The 21914-nt window shown below is 42.6% G+C and carries 20 protein-coding genes and 1 pseudogene; 4 read left to right on the forward strand and 17 right to left on the reverse strand.

Going from position 1 to position 21914, the window contains the following annotated elements; translation table 11 throughout:
- Positions 1-203: 203 nt before the first annotated feature.
- Positions 204-1214, reverse strand: a complete 1011-nt coding sequence (locus tag RCO25_RS32140; RefSeq protein ID WP_309000145.1) for an anti sigma factor C-terminal domain-containing protein — start codon at positions 1212-1214, stop codon at positions 204-206.
- Complete coding sequence (locus RCO25_RS32145) at positions 1211-1702, reverse strand: RNA polymerase sigma factor (protein WP_309000146.1); 492 nt, start codon at positions 1700-1702, stop codon at positions 1211-1213. Before RCO25_RS32145 ends, RCO25_RS32140 begins: the two co-directional genes overlap by 4 nt.
- Positions 1703-2603: 901 nt before the next feature.
- On the opposite strand from RCO25_RS32145, the gene RCO25_RS32150 reads away from it, so the two are divergent.
- On the forward strand, positions 2604-3902 hold the full coding sequence (locus tag RCO25_RS32150; protein WP_309000147.1) for a glycosyltransferase family 39 protein: 1299 nt from the start codon (positions 2604-2606) through the stop codon (positions 3900-3902).
- A gap of 1200 nt (positions 3903-5102) precedes the next feature.
- Here the strand turns inward: RCO25_RS32150 and RCO25_RS32155 are convergent.
- The 11 genes and pseudogenes from RCO25_RS32155 to RCO25_RS32210 all read right to left on the reverse strand — a co-directional run bounded on the left by RCO25_RS32155 (position 5103) and on the right by RCO25_RS32210 (position 13783).
- Positions 5103-5588 (reverse strand): hypothetical protein, encoded by a 486-nt coding sequence (locus tag RCO25_RS32155; RefSeq protein ID WP_309000148.1) that lies wholly within the window; start codon positions 5586-5588, stop codon positions 5103-5105.
- Between the two features lie 229 nt (positions 5589-5817).
- The gene (locus tag RCO25_RS32160; RefSeq protein WP_309000149.1) at positions 5818-6984 is read right to left on the reverse strand and encodes a phosphotransferase; all 1167 of its coding nucleotides are present in this window, start codon (positions 6982-6984) and stop codon (positions 5818-5820) included.
- 345 nt (positions 6985-7329) lie between these two features.
- On the reverse strand, positions 7330-8124 hold the full coding sequence (locus RCO25_RS32165; protein WP_309000150.1) for an ABC transporter permease: 795 nt from the start codon (positions 8122-8124) through the stop codon (positions 7330-7332).
- Positions 8125-8141: 17 nt separating this feature from the next.
- Entirely contained in the window at positions 8142-8930 is a 789-nt protein-coding gene (locus RCO25_RS32170; protein WP_309000151.1) for an ABC transporter permease, read from the reverse strand.
- Positions 8927-9283: a hypothetical protein gene (locus tag RCO25_RS32175; protein WP_309000152.1), complete on the reverse strand. Its 357-nt coding sequence runs from the start codon at positions 9281-9283 to the stop codon at positions 8927-8929. The genes RCO25_RS32170 and RCO25_RS32175 overlap by 4 nt, the downstream gene beginning before the upstream one ends.
- Positions 9284-9502: 219 nt before the next feature.
- A complete protein-coding gene (locus tag RCO25_RS32180) occupies positions 9503-9844 on the reverse strand; it encodes a hypothetical protein (protein WP_309000153.1) in 342 nt (113 codons plus the stop codon).
- Entirely contained in the window at positions 9814-10617 is an 804-nt protein-coding gene (locus RCO25_RS32185) for a class I SAM-dependent methyltransferase (RefSeq protein WP_309000154.1), read from the reverse strand. The genes RCO25_RS32180 and RCO25_RS32185 overlap by 31 nt, the downstream gene beginning before the upstream one ends.
- A gap of 131 nt (positions 10618-10748) precedes the next feature.
- Positions 10749-11180, reverse strand: a complete 432-nt coding sequence (locus tag RCO25_RS32190; RefSeq protein ID WP_374992209.1) for a DUF6886 family protein — start codon at positions 11178-11180, stop codon at positions 10749-10751.
- A gap of 38 nt (positions 11181-11218) precedes the next feature.
- The gene (locus RCO25_RS32195; protein ID WP_309000156.1) at positions 11219-11806 is read right to left on the reverse strand and encodes a GNAT family N-acetyltransferase; all 588 of its coding nucleotides are present in this window, start codon (positions 11804-11806) and stop codon (positions 11219-11221) included.
- Between the two features lie 197 nt (positions 11807-12003).
- Positions 12004-12597, reverse strand: a pseudogene (locus RCO25_RS32200) (DUF2441 domain-containing protein).
- 298 nt (positions 12598-12895) lie between these two features.
- Positions 12896-13783, reverse strand: coding sequence for a helix-turn-helix transcriptional regulator (locus RCO25_RS32210; protein ID WP_309000157.1), 888 nt, complete (start codon positions 13781-13783; stop codon positions 12896-12898).
- A gap of 139 nt (positions 13784-13922) precedes the next feature.
- Here RCO25_RS32210 and RCO25_RS32215 point away from each other — a divergent pair, with 139 nt between their 5' ends.
- Positions 13923-14762 carry a phytanoyl-CoA dioxygenase family protein gene (locus tag RCO25_RS32215; RefSeq protein WP_309000158.1) on the forward strand — a complete coding sequence of 280 codons (840 nt, stop codon included), beginning with the start codon at positions 13923-13925 and terminating at the stop codon, positions 14760-14762.
- A gap of 140 nt (positions 14763-14902) precedes the next feature.
- Here RCO25_RS32215 and RCO25_RS32220 read toward each other — a convergent pair whose 3' ends face one another.
- Both RCO25_RS32220 and RCO25_RS32225 read right to left on the reverse strand, forming a co-directional pair.
- Positions 14903-15424 carry a YfiT family bacillithiol transferase gene (locus tag RCO25_RS32220; protein WP_309000159.1) on the reverse strand — a complete coding sequence of 174 codons (522 nt, stop codon included), beginning with the start codon at positions 15422-15424 and terminating at the stop codon, positions 14903-14905.
- Between the two features lie 229 nt (positions 15425-15653).
- Positions 15654-16547 carry an AraC family transcriptional regulator gene (locus RCO25_RS32225; protein ID WP_309000160.1) on the reverse strand — a complete coding sequence of 298 codons (894 nt, stop codon included), beginning with the start codon at positions 16545-16547 and terminating at the stop codon, positions 15654-15656.
- 234 nt (positions 16548-16781) lie between these two features.
- Between RCO25_RS32225 and RCO25_RS32230 the strand changes: the two genes are divergently transcribed.
- Positions 16782-17633, forward strand: coding sequence for an aldo/keto reductase (locus tag RCO25_RS32230; protein WP_309000161.1), 852 nt, complete (start codon positions 16782-16784; stop codon positions 17631-17633).
- Between the two features lie 163 nt (positions 17634-17796).
- Entirely contained in the window at positions 17797-19005 is a 1209-nt protein-coding gene (locus tag RCO25_RS32235; RefSeq protein WP_309000162.1) for a sugar efflux transporter, read from the forward strand.
- 180 nt (positions 19006-19185) lie between these two features.
- On the opposite strand, the gene RCO25_RS32240 is transcribed toward RCO25_RS32235, so the two are convergent.
- Both RCO25_RS32240 and RCO25_RS32245 read right to left on the reverse strand, forming a co-directional pair.
- Positions 19186-20082 (reverse strand): RCC1 domain-containing protein, encoded by an 897-nt coding sequence (locus tag RCO25_RS32240; protein ID WP_309000163.1) that lies wholly within the window; start codon positions 20080-20082, stop codon positions 19186-19188.
- Positions 20083-20333: 251 nt separating this feature from the next.
- On the reverse strand, positions 20334-21689 hold the full coding sequence (locus RCO25_RS32245; RefSeq protein WP_309000164.1) for a dipeptidase: 1356 nt from the start codon (positions 21687-21689) through the stop codon (positions 20334-20336).
- Positions 21690-21914 lie beyond the last annotated feature (225 nt).

The raw sequence follows: 21914 nt of genomic DNA on the forward strand, positions 1-21914 counted from the left end.
ATATGAAATACCTTCCATCATAATAAGGAGGGTTATTTGGGATGCTCATTTTCCAGTATAACATCAATCAATCGTTCGTTAATTAGAAAAATCTTGACAAGATATTAGCTGGTTTAGTTCAACGAGGCTGCCGTTCTATGTCGGCAGCCTTGTCCTCGTGATTGTTTAGCTATAGTTCCCCTTTAGTTCAACAAAGTGCTGGTTTAATATTTATTTACTACAGCGCCCAAAGTTACTCCTCTCACGTAAGGCTTGCCACTTAGCAACTGAAGTTCTATCGCTGTCCCTGTAACTACCACACCCAGAATACGAACATCACTCTCATCAGATTTGGCTTTATCCTTTTTCAAATAATTGTAGATTCGGTTGAACTCATAATGATACTGTCCTTTCAGTTGAACTCCCTGTTCCAAGGCATCCAGGAATTTTCTCTCTGTCACTTCAATCGGATTCGAATGGGAGATGCCAAAGCCTTTAACCCAATCTTCGTTATCAGGTGTTGCATAACTCTTATTCCCATCCCCGTCTATATAAGGATCATAAAATTGTTTATTATCATACGTATCCACCCAATACCAGGTCTGGGTTAACCCGGGAGTAATCATCTGTTTCACTTCGCTTAAAGAATACTCTTTGTCGAAAGATACTGCCATTTCCACTAGCTTGTCTTGATCCATTTCCTGAAGCAACGGAAGATCATTAAGGATTTTTCCGTTATAATTCACTTTTGGAATGTAAAACAACATTTTTCTCTGCCCGTTTAAACCGTTATAGCTGCGTGTATACTCATAGCCTTGTTTTTCCATGGCCGCATCGGTTAATGAAACAGTTTGCATGACACTTCCCGTCAAGGTAGTAAACGCAAAAAAGGGAACAACTTGATAATTCGTTTTTTCATTTGACCAAGGTATAGGTACGCCTTCAATCACTTTAGCTGTATAAAACTGAAAATTACCGTTCAAAAAACCGCTGTCGTTGACATGACCTGTTTCCACTTGATTAGGTCCACTGATCAGCTTCATGATTTGCTCATTGTTCATCGCACGGCTATAACTCCAGCTTGTCAAATGGAGATTGCTGAGCATCACTCCGAAAAGAGCGATTACAGATACAAGCAACGAAATGATAACCGTGCGAATCGTTGATTTCCGCTTCGCTTTCTTGATCATTTTAGATATATTTACCGTATCTTCCTCTTTGTGCGGTCCGTTCATCTAACTTCACTCCCATACTTTTTTTTGAACTGCTGTCTTGCCTGGTATAACGCAGCTTTGACATGTTCCATCCGCATCCCCAGCAACTTCGCTATTTCCTTGTACGGAAGTTCCATCTCATACTTCATGATTAGAAGCTGTTTATGAAGCGGAGCAAGCTGACTGAGAACAACTTCCAATTCTTCTTTCTCTTCCTGTTGCAGTAGAGAATCTTCAGGCAGCTTAGAATCCGGAATTTCCATAGTGTCGATCGGAACCATAATCCACTTTTTTCGACGGCAAAGATCGTAATAGCGGTTAATAGCTACTTTATACAGCCATGCACTGAACTTCCCGTTATCAATTGAGTCTATGTATAGAAATCCCTTATACACGGTCTCCTGCAGTATATCCTCCGCATCGGATTGAGAAGCGCCGAGTCTAATCAGATAATGCCGGATTTCATTTAGCTTTGGCTGTAGTAGTTCGTTGATCTGTCCGGCGTCCATGCTTCACCACCTTTCATAGGTATAACGGGCAGAAATCTGAAATGTTAAAATTTCTGCAAAAAATAGAGCAAAAAAAATAGGCTGTTTAAAAATCAGGCAGCCTCATCACTGCAGAAGTTAAATTTCTGAAGTTAAAAAACTTTTGTCGTGTATGGTCTTGCCTAATTCAGAAAACATGTTTAATAAATCTAATTGGGGTAATACCAGCGTAGCTGTCACAGACCGCAAACGCATGGAAACGAAATGGTAATAATCACTATGTTTTTTACTCTGCCCCTATCAATTATCAATCAAAGTTCCTAATTAGTTTTTGTAATTGGAACTCTTATGCTTTTGAAGCTGTAACTAATCGATCGCACAGATAAAAACGAGAATTTGAACAGGATTGTTCCGACTCACATCAAAAGAGGAACTTTTCAAGTCCGGAAATTAACATTTACTTACAGTCGTTTGCCCCTGGTGTCAGCTACGCTGGTATTGGGCAATTAAGACAAATGACGTTTTGATTTTGTGACATGACGGATATGAAAACAAATAAACAAAGTGGAGTTCCTGCATTTTAAGTTCTTTTGCAGAAATATAAGTTCCATTTTGCAACAAAAATGGAACTTTATCCGTCGAAATATCAGACATGCAGATGCGAAACGCAAAAAGAAGGGGTATCCAAGAAAATTCAACCGAGGAGTAGTGTCAGTCGGGTGCATACATGTATTTTCTAACTGGCAGGTTAACGCAACAAAAAAGCTTCATTATTCGTTCTTAATGAAGAGTGGAAATTATGAAAAAGTTTTTAACATATTCCAATTTATAAAATGAGCTGTACAAGCCACGTTCGTTTCAATTATAGTTGTTAGGGCAATTCTATATCCATCGTAGATACAGTTAGAAGGGTGTGTAAATTTTGTTTAAGCTTAACCATATATCCCGTCCTATTCGCAGCATTTTATTCGTAATCATCATTCTCGTTTTCTCGATTAGCACCGCATCTGTTCTGTTGTATGGTGATCACTTTCTGCTTGGGTCTTATGAGAAATTAAACAATGACGACGTCAAGTATGTAAATAGCGCTAAGATTTTATTGAATAAGCACACGATTGCTTATAACAGCGGCGAGGAGCCGTCAACTTTCATCATGCCGGGAATGCCGGTCGTGCTGGCTGGTCTCATGCTCATCTTCGGACAAGGAGATGGAGCGGTTGTAGCATTCCGAGTCCTGCAGGCAGCCCTTCAAGCCTTCTCGATCTATTTGATATTTATAGTGGCAAATCAGCTTTTTAATAGTAGAGCAGCTATTATTGCCAGTATCGCAACCGCGCTTTATTTGCCCGATTATTTTTCCTCCGGCGCAATTTTATCGGAAACGATGTTCCGCACCCTTTTCATATTGCTTATTTGCTTCAGCCTTCTCGCCTTAAGGAGCCAGCAAACGAAATATTACGTTATTGCGGCCGTTTTTGTTGGACTAGCTTGTTATTTCAAGCCGCATACGGTGCTTTTTCCCGCTGTCTGGTTCTTTTTATGGCTTGTGCAGAGGGTATCCTGGAAAACGATAGTGAAGCATACGGCAGTTATTTCGCTAACGATGATCCTTCTTCTATCTCCATGGTGGGTTCGGAATTACATTACGTTTGATAAATTCATTCCATTCACACAGTCAGCAGGCAATCCGATGCTATTAGGTGCGCTTATCCACTACGGGGCGCCTTCAAAGGCCTTCTTCGACGCCCATCCGGAATACGAGGGCAGCAGTGATAACTTATTTGTAGGCTCAGACGCCGCTCTGGCGGAAACGGCCCAAAAAATTGTAATTTTCGGCTTCCAGCATCAGCCATTGAAATATTTGAAATGGTATACGGTCGATAAAGTATTTGGATTATACGAGGTTCCTTACTATTGGAAAACGGTATTTGGTGTAAATATATGGATCACGGGCATCTATCATGTCGTATTTATGCTTCTTGGAGCAGCCGGGCTGTTGATTATGCTTATGCAAGCCCTCCGGCAAAAGAAGATTCCCTATTTATTTTTACTGCTTGCATTGGCCTATTTTACAGTGATCTATGTTCCATTCGTCGCCTTCAACAGGTATGGTTACCCGAATGTGTTTCTTATCTTTCTGGCTGCGGGCTTCTTTATTGACTGGGCCGCGGCAAGGTATCAGAGTTGGAGAGTAAAAGCTTCAGCCACTGTCAACCTTTAAGGGCTTCTACCCAATCACGCATTCAATGGTCACAGGCGCTACCTCTGGTTTGCCGCGTATTTAAACAACAATAATAGCTGCAGTATACAACAGTCCTCATCATGAAAGCATGGTGGGGGCTGTTTGACGCTTACCTTTATAAGCAATAAAGTATTAGACTACAGCATCTATAAGTATGGGAATTTTCAAAAAAGTCCCAGAGGCAGTGCCCCCTGGGACTTTCAAATGGCTCACTAGAATCGGTTTGTGAAGTAAGAACTTCATTTGAATTTCGATTGAAGAAAAGAAAGAAGTTGGCGAGTGAGAAAACCAATTAAGAAAGTAAACATCACTGCAAGGGTAATATAAAAACGATCTTGAGGCTTTAAACCCAGCTCAACAAAAAGATGAGAAAGCCAGAAAAGGCTGATGTAAACTTTTTTGAACTGATATTTATACTCTTTTATCATTTGTTATATTTATCTCCGTTAAGGATATTCGTGACAGTGATTAAACTATCCTGCCCGTTTACATCAACGAAAATAAAAAAGGGAGCTGCTCCGCGGCAGCTCCTCCACTATCGTACCCGTTAGTTCAATAACACATGAATTTTTCTATATCCGTTATTCAAAATCTAATAGTTCGAAGAGACCTTAGGCCCATGAATTATTCATTTTCTCTGGAATATATTTTGTGATGTCTTGATCCATCGTGGCTCAATGGCATCACTTAGGAAAACCAAATATGTTAACCTTATTAAAAATATAAACCTATCCTACTTTTTTCGTATTTTTCTTACTACTATGACGCAAAGCGCGTACAGTAAAAATGTGAAAATAGCTCCAACTAGATAAACAGGCCACGTGAGATGGAAAATTATAAAGTAGCTACTTTGATACTGAAAATCCTTAGGCGGCTTCGAAATAATATACCCGACAAGCAGGAAAATAAGGTAAGGGGCTGATATGCTAAGCGTAACCCCCAATAAGGTCTGCCTCTTTGTAAGCTTCATGTCAATTACATCCTATCTTTTTAAACTAGTACATCATGCCTTGCCCATGCATCCAATAACTTGCTGCAACTCCTTGTAGATGATTATTCAATATGACTAGCCTAAGCTGCCCGTTAGTTGAGAAAACGGCAGCCGCTAATAAAGGCCGCCGTCTCTTCGAATTTATTGAGCTATAGGTTACCCATTAGCTCAATCGTAACTTTCTCTCGCTAGACGTGTAAAACTGCATCTTCATTGCAAAAAACAATATAACTACCTAGGTTACCTTCGTTAAACGCCTGAATTCTTGCTTCCCCGTTACCATGGGGTGGTAATTTCTTATTGTACTTATAAAAATTTAGGATATGTTTTGCTTCCTTTGACAATATCTCAATCGTTAGCTGACTATCCGTAAGATCAACTCCAATAATTGTACTCCCATTCAGAATTTCTGAGAGTTCATCCCATTGATTCTCTTCACTTTCACCTGGCCACTGTGATTTCCAAGGTCGATGTAAAGCATTATAGTTTATGTGGCACTCGAGAACTCTATTATCTATCGCTATATATTCACTAGAGGCCCAAACAGCATAAGTTAGATACTCCTTCATGTTCTCTCTTTCAATGAGTAAACCAAAAAAACCAGGGCCTCCCATACCGTATGTACCAAGGCAATCACAAAAATTAATAATTTTAAGCCCTATTAATGTGTCCAAATCCCTTAGAAGTCCACGATTTTAGTTCCAATCGAGGAATGATCATTGAGTATTCCTTAATTAGCTCCATGTTCAGACTGCGATAAGGATTTTGTTTAACTCTTTTTCTAAACATCTTTTTAAAGCGTCTCATGGTCATTCCCTTTCATCGGAAAATTTAAGGCTACAAGGGTTAAATCCGTAATATGGTTCAGCCTCATTGTACCATATATTGGAACTTTCCTGCCCGTTAGCTTAATGCTTTATCATGATAATGAAGCTTAAGAGAATCAGCCTCCATAGCCATTTGTTTGTGTATAGTAATAATACGATCAAGCTGGTTAAGTCTTTCTTTGAGCTTAGTATTGTTTGGCTCATCATCAAACTGAGCCAATATGGAAAAGAACTGTGGGACCTCCCAAACACTTCTCAAGGCTGTGCTTATACAGAATCCATATCTCACTAATCCTACGTCACCCTGCCATCCCATATCTCGCAGCCCCTCTATGTAAGCATTATATAAAGAGGTTTGAAACCTAATATATTGATCAGATGGAATAATTCCAAGGCTCATGTTCACGCCAAATAATTTACCTAAGTCTTCACCGATACCTGATATACTCATGAACTGCCAGTCAATTAGCATGAGTTGACTTTCACTCGCTTCTTTTTTAACGAGTAACATATTCATCTGACTCAAATCTTGATGTGCCAGTACACGCGGTAGCTGTTGGAGCGAGTCTATTGCAGAATCAATGTTTTCGAGGAACTCTTGATACCATGCCCATGTACTTCGCTCATTGTCCGTAGATATTCGGCTTGCATACGCCTCCATATTAGGAGCATACAAGCGGCTTGCGGTCGTCCATGACTTGAGCCATGCTCTGCATATCCACTCGTGATCCGGTACCGTTTTTATTCCTTTAAGATAGGCCCCATTAAACCGGCCTAATTGTCGAGCAATGTAAGAAAATTGCTCGACTGTATATGCGTATTCGCCTTTTATATATTCCATCCAGAGCCAAATGGTACCATCTTGTTGTTCTTCAACCAAATAGCTATCTGTTGCGTAAATGGAATCAGGAAGTTCTCTCAAAACCCCAGACTCAAATACAAGTGCTTCACGTCGCCAGTAGTTGTGATGTTCAGAGTTTTCTTTCTCGGCTGTGTCCGGTTTAATGATTTTTAAAATAACGCACCACGGCTTCAATTCATTATGTAGCTTTACCTGACCATGCAGATGGAATATACCAGAGGTTGTGAAGTTTGGAGTTTTATAACCAATATCGTCACATGTTATTGATACAAGTTCAAGAGCTGCATTCCCATGGATAAATTCAATACAAGCATTGATCTGGTCAATCTTATTCTCTATAGGTATCTTTGTATTATTTTTCAACATATATTCTGAGTGCATATAATCTCTCCCCATGTTGAACTAAACTGCCTACTTAGTTCAACTAAGCTGCCGTTTATGCCGGCAGCCTCGTCCTGGTGAATGTTAAACTGTAGTGTCCCGTTAGTTGAATGAATTTCTGAATTAATCACTGAAATTTTTAAACAGAGACTCTATCTCTTTAAAATCATAAAATTCTCCATCGCTGATGAATTTTTCAACCTCTAATGTACCATCTTCCATAAATTCTATCTCCCACCGTTGACCCGGAATAGCTACCTCAACCATAATAGCTTCATTTCGGACTTTGCTTATACCCGTTAGCTTAAACCTCTAGAGATACGATTTGGGTTACCGAAATAATAATTAGCCACCTGCGCTCTGATATTTATTAACTCCACCCATCCAAGCTCTATATGCCACCCAGTAACAAATCGGTCCAACCACTGGGACGAACCACATGGACCAAGTAGGCAACCCCAAAGTGTCTTTTGAAAGTAGAAATGCAGCAGGATAATAATTTACGAATGCAAGTGGAATTACAATGGTAAGAAATATTTGGATTAGAGCACCAAATACAGGTAAAGGAAACGAAATGAATTCCTTAAGTCTAAAGAATAAGTTGAACAGAAATCCAGACCTTACCCAAACAAATGATACTGACCCTATCAGTGTCATGATACCCGCGTTAATTAATGCACCACTAATCACCGACAGGATGAGGTACAAGACATTGATTAGTGTCCATTTTAAATCTAATTGAGTTATTGCCCAAATCATGACAGAAGCTGAAATGAGTATATGCGCAATATATCCAAGATTAAACCCCCTACTAATTAAAAACAAATAAGGGTTCACAGGTTTTATTAACAATGAATCGAATGTGCCGTTCTTGACTTGCTCTTCCAAATCCCTCATCTGTACAAACGAAAAGGAAGCCCCTAATGCGTATGTAAAAAGTCCAATACTGTAGAGAAACGCGATCTCTGGCCAGTTCCACCCTGCTATTGTATCGAATCTTTGTATAAACATCCAAATGACAATATAATCTCCGCCATAAGCAATAATCTGTGCACATATAGAGAGGAGAAAATCAGCCCGGTATTCCATTCTCTCCTTCAGTAAAAGGCGCACTAACTTAAAAAATAATGGTAAGGTCATTTCTGTCCGCCTTTCTATCAACCACCTTGGATTACCAAACGGCTAATTGCTTTTTTCCAGAGCCATTGTACGATTATTAAGAGTATTGCAATCCAGATAATCCCTGCTATAAATACCCCAAGAATAGATTCCGCAGGTATTACACCTAGATACAGAGACGCTGGTACGTAACCAAGAAATTGGAACGGGAGAAGCTTTGCCACGCCTTCCCAGGTTGGAGGGAACAGCCATAGTGGAAGAAAAGAACCCGAGAAGATTGTTATCAGTCCGCCGAGCATCCAACTGAGTGCAAAATGATTCATAAACCAGAAGGCAATTAAAGATACTAGGTAGCCAAGCAAAAAAGATATGACCAACGCCATCAGAAGTGCAGTCACGTACGCAGCTAGAAACATAGGTGAAGCAGGCGGCATAATACCAAAATATAACCATGCAATGAGAAATGAAGGAACAGCCGTGAAAACCAGTTGATACACGGAACCACCCAATCCCTCAAATAGCAAATAAAGTGGATAGGAAATAGGCTTGACCAACTCGGAAGATATCGAACCAGATTTGAGACTGCTATCTACTTTTCCGCTGATCCCGTTTAACAGTAAGGCAGTGAGCAGAGTATTTAGAATGCTATAAGTGGTCATTGTTTCAATGGAAACTTGTCCTACATCAACCTTACCTATTACCGCTTTCCAAATTGCTACTTGAATAAGAATCGTAACAAAATTGCCCAGCAATCGAAACCAGACTTCAGAGCGATATGCCATCTGATTCGAGAACGCTTTTGCAGTAAACATGAGATAAGTTTTCAATTTGCTCCCCCTACCAATATGGGTTGCCGCCCTTGACTCTCTTCATCTTCAGCTGCTAATTGCTTATACAGCCGCCTGATGATTGATTCGATATCTACATCTTCGATTGAGACATCCTCAATAGGATATTTCTCGGCAATGCGGCTTACGTAATCAAAAACCGTTGTTCCATTCCGAGTAAATAGAAATGTTTTTCTAGAACCCTCTTCTTTAATTAAGGTTAATCCCAATATCTCAATTGATCCAGGATCTTGAGCGAATTCAATCACAACACGACGCTCATCTCCAAGTTTACTTCGAAGAGCGGCAACGGAGCCGTCGTAAACTAGGCTTCCTTTATTAACGATGATCATCCTCGGGCAAATTTCCTCAATATCCTTCATGTCATGAGTCGTCAACAAAATCGTAGTCTTTTTCTCCTGGTTAAGCTTCTTGAAATATACTATACCTCTACTCCGTTGTTTACATGAGGAAATCGCATTATCTATACGGGGAAAATTTATCGCCCTTTAGCGTAATAAAGGCTGTCACGAAGCAACTCTCCACTATCGTACCCGTTAGCGCAATACCAATTAGTAAGAATCATTAAATTTCAGAAGTTCACTTAACCCCTTAGTAAATTTTAATAAAGCTTTACTTCCTGTTATAAATTCAATATAAATATTATCTTCATGCGAACCACCAATCTGTGCCTGGACAAAAAAGGTATTATTCTTGCAACTTATTTTTATGTATGCATCAGAATCATTTTCTTGAATTTCTGCCACTATTTCTTGGTTGATACAACGAACAAATTGGGACTGGAAATGAGAAAAGGGCTGCCGAACTAATGATGTCGGTAGCCCTCTTCTTATTGAACTATCGTTACCAGTTAGTTTAGCAACTAGCCATGGGTTGCGTTTATTGATAACCATTGAGGTATCGCGGCCAATGGGTTTAGATGCCAGTTGCAATAGTTTTCAATATCTTTTTCAGACAAGCCTTCACCCTCATCTGTTGAATCGTCCACCCAAAACGAACCATCCTCCGCATACATTTCTTCAATTCGTCTGACGGTAAGATTTGAGGACATTATTGCATTCAGAATATCTTGCATTCGCCACTTATATGTTGGCACTTCGCCAAAAGGCCCTACTAAGTCATATGGTTTTTCCACTGTTATGGTTTCTCTCGCTGTTATTCCAAAAGGACGCATGAACGGATGTATATCGAACATTATATATGTCCCATTTTGCTTAAGTACCCTCTGAATATTGTTGTACATGGAATTCAAGTCGTTTATCCAAACATGAACCCCGTTTGAAGTGTATACAAAGTCATATTCATTACTGTTTATTTTTGATAATTGCATGGTATCGTCACGTATGAATTCAATATCCCAGCCATTATTCTTTGCAATAGCGTAAGCATTTTCTATTTGCTTCTCCGAAATATCACATGAAGTTACCTTTGCCCCCATTAAATGAAAAGCAAATACAGCATGATTGTCACCACTTGAAGGAACCAAAACTCGTTTGCCTTTCATATCTGGTAAAGCCCCTTGAATCATGGAGTAAGTCATGCGGTGAAATGCAGACTCAGGAGAAGTAATGATTTTTGTTATGGCTTCATCGGTTCTGTACTTTTGATACCAAGTCTCTGCCCATTGATTCCAACTATCCTTGATGACATTAACACTGTTATTCACTTAGGTTCCTCCCTCTATAATTGATAATATTTTATCAGTTAGAACTTCAGTATAATTATGCTTTAAAACCCAATAAAGCGGAAGTGTGAAGAATGGCTTTATTTAAACTATCCTGCCGTTAGCGTAATGAATTACAGGCTTTTTGCGTTATTAAATCTATGTATCCCATATCCTTTGAAGTCGGAAGCTAATATCGCTTCCCTAAGTGGATTTAAATTTGTTGTAAACCTTAATTCAATCCCTTTTTGAAATAATCTCTCTAACAAATTCTCATATTTTTCAATTGACTTAGGCTTCACTACTTGGCGAGAGATGTAGTATCCAGCTGTCTTATCAAAAAGCTCAAATTCCTCATCGTCAAAGCAATATCTAAACAGGGTCTGCTTAGAAATCCTCCTATACCAGTCACTTTCTACTGTAACTACAGTATTGGCAATTGAATTATTAAAGAAAAGTTGCAAATGTCGTTCTGTTGTCACCTCATCTTCCCCCTGTGTCAGAATAGTTGTCGCCCCCCTCGGCAGCCTCGTCCTGTTGATTGTTAAGCTATAGTTACACGTCAGTTAAAAAGAGAAAGGGTGTATGTCTTGAAAAAAATAACTCATTTAAGCGTTAAATTTTCCTCTAATTTTTTCTTAATTGTTGTCCATTCTTTCTCTATAACGCTATAAATCACTGAATCACGAATATAGCCATCAGGTAAAATACGATGATTTCTTAATATCCCTTCTTTAATAGCCCCTATTCTTTCAATTGCTTTTTGCGAACGATCGTTTCGAGAATCTGTCATAAATTCGACACGCACTGTACCTAACGTTTCAAAACAATATCGTAGTAATAAATATTTACATTCTGTATTAACATGTGTTCGCCAAACATGAGGAGAAAGCCAAGTCGAGCCTATCTGTAAACTGCGATTCTGTAAGGAAATGTTCAAAAATCTCGTGCTTCCCACTATTTGATCAGTATTTTGATCGATTATAACAAGCGGAAATTCAGTACCTCTATCTCTTGCGGTTAAAGCATCTTTTATTAGTTTTTCTGTATTTTCTAATGTATCCGCCCTTCTGGCGACATAAGTCCAAATCTCAGGAAAGTTTCCTGCATTATGTAATTCTTGGGTATGTTCCAACTCAAGGGGCAATAATTTTATGTAGCGCCCCAGAATAGACTCTTTGTGTATTTTCATCTCTATCTCCCTAACTTTAAGAGTTTGTTGGAAATATTATACACTTGGGATATCAAAATTAACACCATAGATAACTGTTATATTTGAAAAGGCTGCCCTCTGGCAGCCCTAATGCAATGCTATCGTTCTCCGTTAGCTCAATGAATTTACCCATACATTTTTTAAGAAGTTCCTCATCTTTCAGCAACGCTTGTAAATTAAACGGAGAAATCTTCAAGAATTTCAACTACCTCGATTTTTCCATTAATCAAAAGCTCAGGAAGTTCATTTTTAACATTTCCCTTCCAATATGCCCTAGCCTGTTCGATTTTCAAGGAGAAGGGAACCCCATCTTCTTACGGTAAAAGGTTTCCATCGCCCTCAAAGAAACTCCCTACAACCTGCAGTTTAACAAGTTGTAAAACTTTTCGATTGTATGAATCAAATATATCTTTCCATTTCAATGCGTCTTTATAGCTTCTAGCAGCGTATAAACAGGACAATCTTGAAGGGTATTCAGGATATTCTTGTAGTCTTACCATTTCAACTATAACTTCTCTAATAGCTCTAATTGTCTGCCCTACATAACTAATCGCTACTTCGGCATTTTCTTTGTTCATCTTCAAGCCTTCATCTGTATAATGACCGTATAGAATCTGAATAAAGTCTTCGCCTTTGGAGTTCAATCGTTCCTTCTCAAAAAAGAAGTGATACAGGGTATTTTTTTGGTTGTCATCAAAGTATATCACCTGTCCCAGTGACATTTTTTTCTTAGTAACAATGTGATATACATACAATTCGTTATCTACCAAGGTTCTCCCCCATCCCTATATCCATTTACTTATTTTACCACAAGAAAATCAGCCCAACTACTACGCTAAACTACCCGTTAGTTGAGCGAAGGCTGCCACGCAGCAGCCCTTGGGCATTAAACTATCGTTTAATCCTAGAGTGTCTTAGTCGATTTTGCATTCTAAAATATCTCCAGGTTGACATTCTAAAGCCTTATAAACCGCCTCTATTGTTTATAAAATTATAATCTCCATATTTTTCTCCTCAGACCGTTAAGTCATTTTCTGAATTTATATCTATGGCATTTTAGTGGCATGCCTATCCCTCATTTTCCGTTGTTTTGGCGGCATAGGGCCGCTGTCTGAATTCGCTCGGCGAGAGGCCCGTCTCTTTCTTAAAGTTGTTGCTGAAGTAGTGTATGCTCGCATAACCGAGTCCGGCTGCGATCGCATCGATGGGCTTACCCCGCAGTAGCGACTGCTTCGCCTGTTTGATCCGCTCGGAGATCAGGTACTGCTTCGGATTCTGTCCCACCTCCTGGTGGAATATAACGGTGAAATAGCTCGGATGATAGCAGCATAGATCGGCCAGCTCAGCTACTGTCCACTGTCTGCCTGGCTGTTCATGCATCGCGTCTAGCGCAGGCCCGATCTTACTGGCTGGTTTGTCTGCCTGCGCACTCAAATTCGAGCGAACGACCAGCGTTAGCAACTCCATCATCAGAGCGCGCAGAGCGAACGGATATGCCGCATTTTCTCTGACATACTCCTTGACGATACGGGCGAACAGTGCCTCCACGTGAACGATCGAAAAGTGGTTCGGTAATTCGATATCAGCTGCGCCTGGGATTGAGATGCAGAACCGCTCCGGCTCCGCATCGAGCTGCACCGCAGAAGCTCCCCGGATTAAGTAGGCCGGGTGAACGGGGACAGGAGAATCACTGTGGAACATGAAATGAACGCTGTAATATTCGGTCGCCTTCGTCGTCGTGAGCAAATGGACGTCGTTCGGTCCTAAAAACACGCATTCGCCAGGCGAGATATTGTGTCGGCTCGGCCCCAAATGCAGAATGCCTTCACCGGATATAACATAAAAGAACTGCCAGTCAGGGATAAAGCGCGGACCCCACTGCACGTTCGGATTGGCGACGTCGCGGCTAGCGAAATTCACCGCGGGGTTGCAGTCGAACAGCGACCCCAAATGCATACGGATCAGTCCTCCTGTAATCGAAATCTTGAAAAAACGTAAATCTCTCCGTTATTTGTCTAAATACGACTCATTGCTCCTAATGTATATTTAAAGCGCATACAAAATCAACTTCATTTTAATAGAGAGGTGTTGGGACATGTTAACGGAAGCACAAGTGAATCAGTTCGAGCAGGACGGTTTTCTTAAAGGGGATGTGATATTAAGCGATGAGGAGGTTGAGGTGCTCCGACAAGAGTTGCAGGATGTGATGGCAGGGAAGACAGTCAACAAGCCGGTTATGAATCATAACATGGTGGACGCAGGGTCGCTCTACGACAATATGAAAATGACGGTCAGCGAGCGCGTCGTGCAAATCGTAAACATCTGGATGGCGAGCGACGCCTACTTCAAGCATGCGTCGAACCGACGGATTTGCGAGGAGATCGCCCAGCTTTCCGGCACCGACACCGTGCGCATCTGGCACGACCAGGTCCAATACAAGCCCCCGGTATCAGGCGGACCGACCGGCTGGCACCAGGATCATCCTCTGTGGCCAATCATACAACCAGCCGATCTTGTCAGTGCATGGGTGGCGCTGGACGATGCAGTAATTGAGAACGGCTGTATGTGGATGGTTCCCGGCAGCCACAAGTGGGGTAACCATCAGAAATATTTGGCCAGTGACAAAAACTTCATGCCGTACCATAAGCAGCCCGAGTTGCTGCCGGAGGGTGCCGATGTAAAGGCCGTACCATTCGAGATCAGGAAGGGTCAAGTCGGCTACCACCACTGTATGACTTGGCATGGTAGCCCGCATAACCGTTCCGAATTGCATCGTCGGGCAATTGCGGTCCACTACATGCCGGGTCATACCAGATACGAACCGTCTGCGGACCATCCGATGCACGATTATGTGAACGTGAAGGCCTATGAAATTCTTCAGGGCGACCATTTCCCAGTCGTGTACACGACGAAGCCGGCGATCGAGATTGCTTGATTTCAAGCACCAAGCATGCTTAAAGGGAGCAGTCAAATAGCAAACTGCTCCTTGTTTGTTCAAATAACGTTAACTTTATTTGAACGGTTAATTCTTTGTTTATTTCGATCGACCCATATTTACAAATACAAGATATTTACTTACCATCCCATACGTTCTTTTAGTGATTCGATTTGAGATATATGATGCCGATCGTGCCAAACATATCTTTGAATCGCAACATTAAGACTCATTACTCCGTGGGTGGGACTCGTAAATGTCCTTTTAAAATCTGACGGATGTAATGCACGGAGTATGGCTACAATTCGAATGTTAATTGATTCGAGGAGACTCAGCGAAGATTCAATGGGTGTACGATAATCGCTCAGTTCCGCCCACAAATCTTCTCGATATGAATTTGCTGCAGGGCTATCCTCAGTTAGAGCTTTCTTGAAACGTATAAAGGCGTTCATATTATTATCAGCCAAATGGTGAATTACCTGTTGGACAGTCCAACCGCCGGGACGATATTGGGTAAGTAGTTGTTCTATAGTTAAGTTTTCTACTGCCAACCGAAGGATCTTTCCTGTTTCCGAAATGTCCTCAATCCATTTATTACGTTGTTTTGAGGTTGGATTCTCTATTTGTTCGAATTTCCCAATAGGATAACGAAAATCATCCATATTCTCACCTTCTATCAGTTAGTTTTAGCTCTTAATGTAAATTCGAGAAATAACCAAATATCCCCTTTTAATGCCTGCTATTCCTCCGCCATACTGCCAGTTAGCTTACTAAAATGAGCAGGCGTCCGTAGCGCCTGCTCATCCATATGTTTTATTCAACTCCCCGTTAGTTTAACCCCGAACTCAATTGAGCCTTGCTACAATCCGTAAATTAACTCCCTAAACCTTTTTATGCTCTCAGCCGCTTTATATCTTGTCTTGGTGGGAAGCCAAACATTCGGGAATATTCGCGGCTGAATTGCGAAGGGCTTTCATAGCCAACTCGAAATGCCACATCAGTGGCATCTGCTGACTCGGTTAAAAGCAGGCGACGGGCTTCCTGAAGCCTCAGTTGTTTTTGGAACTGAATAGGGCTCATAGCAGTTACCTCTTTAAAATGCCTATGAAACGAGGAGACACTCATATTCGCTATTTCGGCAAGTTCCTCAATCCGCGTAGAACGATCATAATGATTCATGATGTGCTCAATAACCTCTCTGATTTGATAGATTGAGCTCCCCTCCATTACAATTTGTTCTAAAATACTTCCATTCTCACCTTCCAACACCCTATAAAGAATCTCCTTCGTAAATAATGGAGCAATCATCGGAATATCTTTGGGATTATCTAACAAACGAGCTAACCTGAGGACCGCATCCAACAAAGACGAATCCATCTGGCTGACAAACATTGCCCGCTTAGGATCTACTTTCGGATTCACTTGTTTCTCAGATTCATGTAGGACCTCTAAGATTTGGCTGGGTGTAAATTCAAGTTTGAAACCCAAATATGGAGCGTCCGGTGCCGCTTCTGTGACTTGGGCCGTAACCGGCAAGTGAATGGATGCAACAAGGTAACCAGACGGACTGTATTTAAAGCGCTCCTGAGCAAGCCATACCTCCTTCGCACCTTGGACCACCATACATAAGGAAGGCTTGTAAACGCCAGGCCTTGGCACGTTAGTATTTGAGACACGGATGAAAAATAAGGATGAAATAGCGGTGGGATGAACACCGTCTTTTTCTGAATAACGCTCAATGATTTTGGCCAGTTCATTCTGCTGTGTCATGATTATTTCAGACATTAGCCCCTCCTACTACGTCATTTTTATAGTTCGATTATAGCCTATATTCATTTGATACATAAGAGGTAGTGAGAGGATTAGGCAAACATTTGACACGAATGAGATAACGCTCTCTTTTTCATCCGGTGCATAATAAGGATGTAATTGGCGAGTATACAATGCATCATTAGATAGGCGACTTGCTGAATTTCGGCTCCCTGTACTTACACTTTAAAAATACTGGAGGATTTTGTCGTGCAAAAAGTAATTCTGAACAATGGTGTTGAGATGCCTATACTCGGTTTTGGTGTTTTTCAAATTGCAGATGCAAATGAATGTGAACAAAGTGTTCATGACGCTATTATTTCAGGATATCGTCTGATTGATACTGCTGCCTCTTATCTAAACGAAGAAGCGGTTGGCACAGCGATTAAACGGAGTGGCGTGGCAAGAAATGAGTTATTTATCACTACGAAACTATGGGTTCAGGATACTGGTTATGAGCGTACAAAGATTGCATTTGAAAGATCACTGCAAAGATTGCAACTTGACTATCTGGATTTATATTTAATTCATCAGCCTTTTGGCGATGTGTATGGCTCCTGGCGCGCTATGGAGGAGTTGTATCATGAAGGTAAGGTCCGTGCAATTGGCGTAAGTAACTTTAACGAGGATCGTCTAATCGATCTAATTATTCATAATGAAGTAGTTCCTGCTGTAAACCAAGTGGAAACACACCCTTTCAACCAGCAAATCGAAAGTGCAACATTCATGAAGGAGAACAATGTTCAGATCGAATCTTGGGCTCCTTTTGCTGAAGGGAAAAATAACTTGTTTCAGAATGAGGTATTGGTAACTATAGCTGAAAAGTATAATAAATCCGTTGCCCAGGTTGTTTTGCGTTGGCTAACACATAGAGAAGTCGTTGTAATACCAAAGTCGGTTCGTAAAGAAAGAATTATCGAAAACTTCAATATCTTCGATTTCGAATTAGACAATGAGGATATGGAGTCGATTGCTGCGTTGGATACGAAACAGAGCCTATTCTTTTCACATCGGGATCCAGAAATGGTGAAATGGCTCGGTACCCGGAAACTCGATATTTAATTATCTTGGGGAAGGTCGATCAACTCGTATATCGGTTTTCAGTAAAGCGGTTGACTTGGAGTCAGTACCAGAAAGTTACATCGGGTTGGGGACACCATTCCTCAACCCGATTTTATTTCCAGGTGAGGCAATGTAATGAAACGGATAGAAGGAGGAATAGAGGTTGCATACGCGATTAAAAAAAATGTTCGAGATCAAAGGGTACCGTATATTCGTCTTCTGCATGCTGATGATCGGGATCGGTATATCGATTACAATGCCGTATCTCCCCCTGTATTTCACGGAAGAATTAGGGATGAGCACGGGAGCGTTCGGCGTGTTCATGGCGGTAAGTTCGTTAAGCGGTGTGGTAGTGAACTCTCTCATTGCCAAACGCTCGGATAGCGGACTGAACCGGAAATGGCTGTTGATTGCAGCAATGCTTTCATCCGCTTTGGGGTATGCTGCGTATTTAGCATTCGATAGTTTCTTTATTTTGCTGATTGTGGTCAGTATTTTGAGTGGACTTGGAGCTGCCGCCATACCGCAAATTTATGCTTACGCACAAGAATCTGCCAATGCAAGCCAATCCGACGACAAAACGTTTGCGATGTCTGCGTTGCGTTCTCTGATCTCTCTAGGATTCCTAATCGGACCATTGGCAGGGACTCTCCTTTTGGCGGCCGCCGGTTATAAAGGTCTCTTCCTGGTGACATCCGCCATTTATCTAACAACTGCATCGCTAGTATTCCTGTTTCTCGCAAGTCGGAAAGCAAATCCGAGAAATCCTGGGAAGAGCAACGCAGCGGGTACCTCGTCGCTCAGTAGGATGCAGATCAGGCAGCCGTTTATCGCCTTTATTCTTCTGTTCATGGTTAACGCGATGAACTTAGTCAACACGCCGCTCTTTATTGTGAACGAGCTTCAAGGTACGCATACGGATGTTGGGTTAGTGGTAGGTATTTGTGCCGGCCTTGAAATCCCCATTATGCTGGTGCTGGGTGCGTTTGGTAGAAGGATATCAAATCATACTCTCTTGATGATAGGCAGTATTATCGCGGTCTTCTATTTCGTCATCTTGAGTGTATCGAATGATCCGATGCAGCTGATCATAGCACAGCTTCTGCAGGCAACGTTTGTGGCGATCGTGATGGGCAATGGACTCAGCTATTTCACGAATATGCTGCCAGATTCACCGGGAGTAGCCACAACGCTCTATACCAACGCATCCACTATCGGTAGGCTGGCAGGATCGCTCGGCAGTGGTATCATTGCCCAGTTTACAGGATTTCGATCGGTTTATTGGGTGTGTCTGGTGATTGTGATTCTTTCATTAGTCTTGTTATGGAGAACAAGATCGAAAGTGGGAGAGGAAGTGCGGTTACCAATTTGAGACGTGCAGCTTGCGTCGTTTTGATTTCTCATGGTCCTTCGCTCTTGTTTTCCTAACTCATGAAGCTGCTCAATTGCACTATCCTCCCAGTTAGCTTAAAAAAGAAAAAGAGCAGTGCCTCAGAAGCTGCTCCTTGTGTTCAACTATAGTTTCCCGTTAGCTTAATACCTATATTTAAAACTAATTGCCGGGCAGTTGGATGCAACGCCAGCCTCTTACATCGCATTGGCCATATTCATTATCACCCACAGCAACCATCGTGCCGTCAGATTTAAGGCCGAGAGTATGAGCGCAACCCGCCGCAACCGCCACAATATCGCGCCAGCCACTTACATTGCATTGGCCATGCTCATTCCTACCCATAGCGGCAACCGTGCCGTCCGATTTAAGCCCGATTGTATGATTACTACCCGCCGCTATCGCCACAATACCGCTCCAGCCGCTTACATCGCATTGGACATGCTTATTCCAACCCACAGCCGCCACCGTGCCGTCCGATTTAAGCCCGACGGTATGAAGGTAACCCGCCACTGCCGCCACTATGTCGCGCCAGTCGCTTACATTACATTGGCCATACCGATTATTACCCACAATCGTCACCGTGCCGTCCGATTTAAGCCCGACGGTATGCCAGTCACCCGCCGCTACCGCCACCATATCACGCCAGCCGCTTACATTGCATTGGCCTTCATTATTTCGACCCACAGCCACCACCGTGCCATCCGATTTAAGCCCGACGGTACGACGCCAACCCGCCGCAACCGCTACAATATCGCGCCAGTCGTTTACATCGCATTGGTCATTCTTATTCCAACCCACAGCCGTCACCATGCCGTCAGATGTAAGACCGATTGTATGAGCATTACCCGTGTTCGTCGCCATATGAACATTACCAGCCGCAACCGCCACAATATCGCGCCAGCCGCTTACATCACATTGGCCATATTTATTATCACCCACAGCCGTCACCGTTCCGTCCGATTTAAGACCAACGGTATGACGACGACCCGCAGCTATGGTATCTTTAGGCCATCGTTTCACCTTTAACGCCGCTTCAATCGGTGAAGTGTAATCCATGTTTTACCTCCTTGAAAACAAGACCTATTTTATTATCAGGTCATGCTCCTTGCGAACTTCGCAAACACCTCAACATTTTATATATTTCGCGCATCCATTAAACTATCCTGCCCGCTAGCTTAATGAAGCATCGTCAGTCAAATACTTTATTTTCCTAGTCTACAACTATATCGGTCTAATACTTTATTTTCGTTGAACAGCCTGATGGTCAAAAAAAATCGCGAAGCCGGCCGCTTCGCGATTTTTCATACCTATAACCGCTTCAGGAACGATACGATCGTTAGAAGCCCTTTGTCGAAATTGGACAGATGAAAATGTTCGTTCGGCGCATGCAAATTCTCGTCCGGAAGACCAAAGCCCATCATAACGACAGGAGCCGCCAGTTCGCGAGAGAAGGTTTCGACGATCGGAATCGATCCTCCGTCTTTCGTGAACAGTGCGCGCGTGCCATAGACGTCTTCGTAAGCATCCGCAGCCAACTGCAGCATCCGGTCGGAAGGATCGATGTTGAAAGCGCGGGCCTTCTCGCCGTCTTTGACTTGCAGCTTCGCGCCGGGCTGAACATGCTTCTGCAAATGCCGATTGATCTTGTCCAGAATGTCCTGCGGGTCCTGGTCTCCAACTAGGCGGCAGGTGATCTTGGCATGCGCCTCCTTCGGAATGACCGTCTTGGTGCCTTCGCCCTGAAATCCGCCGTAAACGCCGTTCAGTTCAAGCGTCGGCCTCGCTCCGACGCGTTCCACAAAGGAGAAGCCTTCTTCGCCGTACAACGCGTCAAGACCAAGACTTGCCTTCAATTGATCTTCATCCAGCATCTGCTTGGCAAACTCTTCTCTCATGAGCGGCGAAAGCTCCGGCACGCCTTCATAGAATCCGTCGACGCTTACGCAGCCCCGATCATCGTGCAAAGTCGCAAGCAATGAGACGAGGGCATGAAGCGCGTTGGGAACGCCCCCGCCGTATGTTCCGGAGTGCAAATCGGTATTCGCGGTGTTCACGGTGACCTCAAGCGAACACAATCCCCGAAGTCCCGTACTGATGGCGGGCTTGCCGGGCTCGAGCAGCGATGTGTCCGAAATCAGAACGACGTCAGTGGCCAGCTTGTCCCGATTCGTCGTCAAGAAAGGGGGGAGGCTCCGGCTGGAAACTTCTTCTTCGCCCTCGATGCACAGCTTGATATTGACCGGAAGCCGCTCTTCCTGCTTCAATATGGCTTCTATCGCTTTGATATGCAGGAACACCTGGCCTTTATCGTCCGTCGCGCCCCGCGCGTACAGCTTGCCGTCCCGGATGTCCGGCTCGAAGGGAGGCGTCGTCCACAAATGCAGCGGATCGACTGGCTGCACGTCATAATGGCCGTAAACAAGCACGGTAGGTTTGCCGGGAGCATGAAGATGATCGGCATACACGATCGGATGGCCGTCGGTTTGATGCACTTCCACGTTCTCGAGGCCCGCGCGGGTAAGCGCGTCCGCAAGCCATTCGGCCGCTTTGTTCATATCCGCTTTATGCGCGGACAGGGCAGATATGCTCGGGATGGACAACCATTGCTTCAGCTCGTCCAACTGCTGTTCCCTTAAGTTTTGAAAATAGGTTTCATAACTCATCAGTGATTTCATCCTCCCTTTCAATTTATATCCATATCATATACCTCCGCCAAGCAAAGATGCCAGAGACTCGGCGTAAATTCTAGTCCTTCGACATAGATAAAATATCAGTAGCGTTGCATAAACGCTAACATGGATATTTATCTGAATTATCTGAAAATAAATACTCGTAGACAAAGGCTAAAAACTCAAGGGGCCTTTAGCTCAGGTAGCTAGTGTCCATTT

It is taken from the genome of Paenibacillus sp. LHD-38, assembly GCF_031157315.1.
Lineage (GTDB): Bacteria > Bacillota > Bacilli > Paenibacillales > Paenibacillaceae > Pristimantibacillus.